The organism is Thermovirga sp. (assembly GCA_012523215.1).
In the GTDB taxonomy this organism is placed as follows: Bacteria; Synergistota; Synergistia; order Synergistales; family Thermovirgaceae; genus 58-81.
In genome coordinates this window covers 1-2816 of sequence record JAAYIZ010000148.1, presented here as the reverse complement: position 1 = coordinate 2816, position 2816 = coordinate 1, and the positions used below count along the sequence as shown (strand labels likewise).

Here is a 2816-nt window from a genome sequence, read left to right as displayed (position 1 = left end):
TTCCGAAACGGCAAGGAGAATCGAAACAACAAACCCTTCTTTAAGAAGATACCTGGCGGCAACCAGCCCGTCACCGCCGTTGTTCCCTCCACCGCAGGCAATCAATATCCGTGAAATAGAGGGGAACTTCCATTTAACGGCATCGGCCACGCCCCTACCGGCGTTTTCCATGAGAATGACAGGGGGCATTCCAAGTTGATCCACAACCTTCCAGTCAGCCTGTCTTATATCCTCGGCATCGTAGAGAAACAAGATAGCTCACCCCTCAAGTACAACCACTGCCACGGCGTAATCTCCCTCATGGGTCACGCTGACATGGGCGCTACGGACGCCCAGGGATTGCATCAGTGATTCGGCGTTGCCCTGGATTGACAGGAAGGGCGCGCCTTCCCTGCGTTCGAGGGAGACATTCTTCAGACCGACACGTCCCAAAGCCCAGCCTCCGGCCTTGGCAAAGGCCTCCTTGGCGGCGAAGGCGGAGGCAAGGTGCCTCGTTTTTCCTTCCCTGGACAAGGCATAATCCTTTTCTCTTTCGGTGAAAACCTTTTCCATGAAGGCGGGGGTGTCCAAAGCATTCCCCAGACGGGAGATGCTGCACATATCAATGCCTATGCCTTTTATCATATTGCCCCTCCTCACCCGTCATCTGATTATAGGGCAAAACCCTCGGCCTTTTCAGCATGGGACCTGAAATCCTCCTCGTCACCGGGAGGCTCTGGGCTGGCCAAGCCGTCCGTTCCCGGCATAGTGAGACTCCCTATCTCCTGGTCAGGGACAAAAAAAGCCCTCTCCCTCGCATTACGGGGAAGAGAGCAAAGACTCTGGGGGCCATCGACCTCTAATTTGAAAGGCTTTCCCCCGTCTAATCAGCCTTGAAGCAGGATAAGGGAAAAGTCGGAATCATCAAGTGGTGGGTGGTGCAGGACTCGAACCTGCGACCTCTTCCGCGTCAAGGAAGCGTTCTTCCTCTGAACTAACCACCCAAGCGTGTTGCATTCTACCCGTGGCCTCGATGCTTGTCAACAAGGGCTCGGCAAGGCTTTCTCTCGGTCCTATCGTCCCTTGACAAACTTTTACGGTCTTGCGAAACGGTTCTGTTCCATTCATACATGCCGATAGCTCCGGCCGTAGCGGCATTGAGCGACCCCGTGCGGCCCACCATAGGGATTCTCACCAGGAAATCGCAGTTTTCACGGACCAGCCTTGAGATTCCCCGGTCCTCGCTGCCCACGACGAGGACTGTCTTTTCCGGGATTTCGCACTCCCAAAGTACCCCTTCTGCACGATGGTCCAGTCCAACTGTCCAGAATCCCTTTTCCTTGAACTCTCTCAGCGCCCTGACGGCGTTCACGACCCCCACTACGGGGACTCTCGCGATGGCCCCCGAACTGGTCCTCATAACGGTCGAAGTGGGCAGCGCGGAACGCCTTTTGGGAATGACAATCCCCGCGGCGCCAAAAACCTCGGCGGACCTGGCTAGGGCTCCAAGGTTCTGGGGATCCTGGACATGGTCAACGAAAATGACCAAGGCAGAGCCCCCGGTGATTGCTAAATTTTGGAAAAAACTTGCCTGGTCCATCAACTCTACGGACAAGACCCTGGCAACGACACCCTGATGGCGGACCCCGGGGCAAACCTTATCGATCACGGCGGCCCCTACCACCTGCCACCCTATCCCGGCTTTTTTACAGGTTTCTATGAGTCGCTCCCTTTCATTGGGAGGAGTCTTCTCCGAGAGGAAAACCATTGAGCAGTTACCCGGGAGGGATTCAATGATGGCCCTCACCGCATTCTTCCCAAAGACCAGGTCTCCGCCGCTTTGAACAATTTCTTCGGCGTCAATGGACATTAGATCCCCTCCCCTTCACGGCTGCTCAGGAATTCTCCCAGGTGGCGGGCCGTATAGCCTCTCCCTATTCGGACGATCTCTCTGGGAGAACCCGCCGTCACGACGGTTCCACCCTGGTAACCGCCTTCCGGGCCAAGGTCGATGATGTGATCCGCCGAGGCGAGGACATCCAGGTTGTGTTCGATCAACAAAACTGTGTTGCCCTGGTCGACGATCTTCTGGAGGAGGACGAGCAGTTTCCTGACATCGAGGTAATGAAGTCCTGTGGTGGGCTCATCGAGCAGATAAAGCGTATGTCCTCGGAAATGCTTGCCCAGTTCTTCGGCGAGTTTGACCCTCTGAGCTTCCCCCCCGCTGAGCGTGGGGGCCGGTTGCCCGAGGCGTATATACCCCAATCCGGCCTCCTGGAGAACGGACAGTCTCCGCGATATCCTGGGGATATCGCGAAAAAACGCACTGGCTTCGTCTACGGTCATATCCAGGACTTCCGCTATGTTCTTTTCCTTGTACTTGATATCCAGCGTTTCCCTGTTATATCGCTTTCCGTGGCAAACCTCGCACTTGACATAGACGTCGGGCATGAAAAGCATCGAAATACGAACTTCGCCGTCCCCTCTGCATGCCTCACAACGGCCGCCCCTTACATTGAAGCTGAAGCGTCCCGCTTTGTACCCCCTTATCCTGGATTCAGGCATCGATGCGAAGAGTTCCCTGATAGGGGTGAATAACTGGGTATAGGTCGCCGGGTTTGAGCGCGGGGTTCTCCCTATGGGGGTCTGGTCAATCATGACCACGTTTTTGAGCGCCTCCCATCCGACCAGGTCCCTGTGTTTCCCCGCGCGATTCCTGTAATTCCTGTCGAGCTTTCTTTTAAGGCCCTTGAAAAGCACTTCGTTCAAAAGGGTGCTCTTCCCCGATCCGGATACACCACTTATGCAAACCAGCCTTCCGAGAGGGATCGGTACAT

The 2816-nt window shown here is 55.6% G+C and carries 4 protein-coding genes and 1 tRNA gene; all 5 read right to left on the bottom strand.

Annotated features, from left to right (window positions below):
• Positions 1-252, bottom strand: a 252-nt coding sequence (locus GX108_04060) for a bifunctional ADP-dependent NAD(P)H-hydrate dehydratase/NAD(P)H-hydrate epimerase (GenBank protein ID NLO56212.1), incomplete at its 3' end; no start/stop codon positions are given.
• A gap of 6 nt (positions 253-258) precedes the next feature.
• Complete coding sequence (gene acpS / locus GX108_04055) at positions 259-624, bottom strand: holo-ACP synthase (GenBank protein NLO56211.1); 366 nt, start codon at positions 622-624, stop codon at positions 259-261.
• A 284-nt stretch (positions 625-908) separates the two neighbouring features.
• A tRNA-Val gene (locus GX108_04050) sits at positions 909-983 on the bottom strand.
• A 14-nt stretch (positions 984-997) separates the two neighbouring features.
• Positions 998-1849 carry a 23S rRNA (guanosine(2251)-2'-O)-methyltransferase RlmB gene (gene rlmB, locus GX108_04045; protein ID NLO56210.1) on the bottom strand — a complete coding sequence of 284 codons (852 nt, stop codon included), beginning with the start codon at positions 1847-1849 and terminating at the stop codon, positions 998-1000.
• Positions 1849-2816 (bottom strand): ATP-binding cassette domain-containing protein (locus tag GX108_04040; protein NLO56209.1); only part of this gene is annotated, 968 nt, incomplete at its 5' end. The genes GX108_04040 and rlmB, both read right to left, overlap by 1 nt.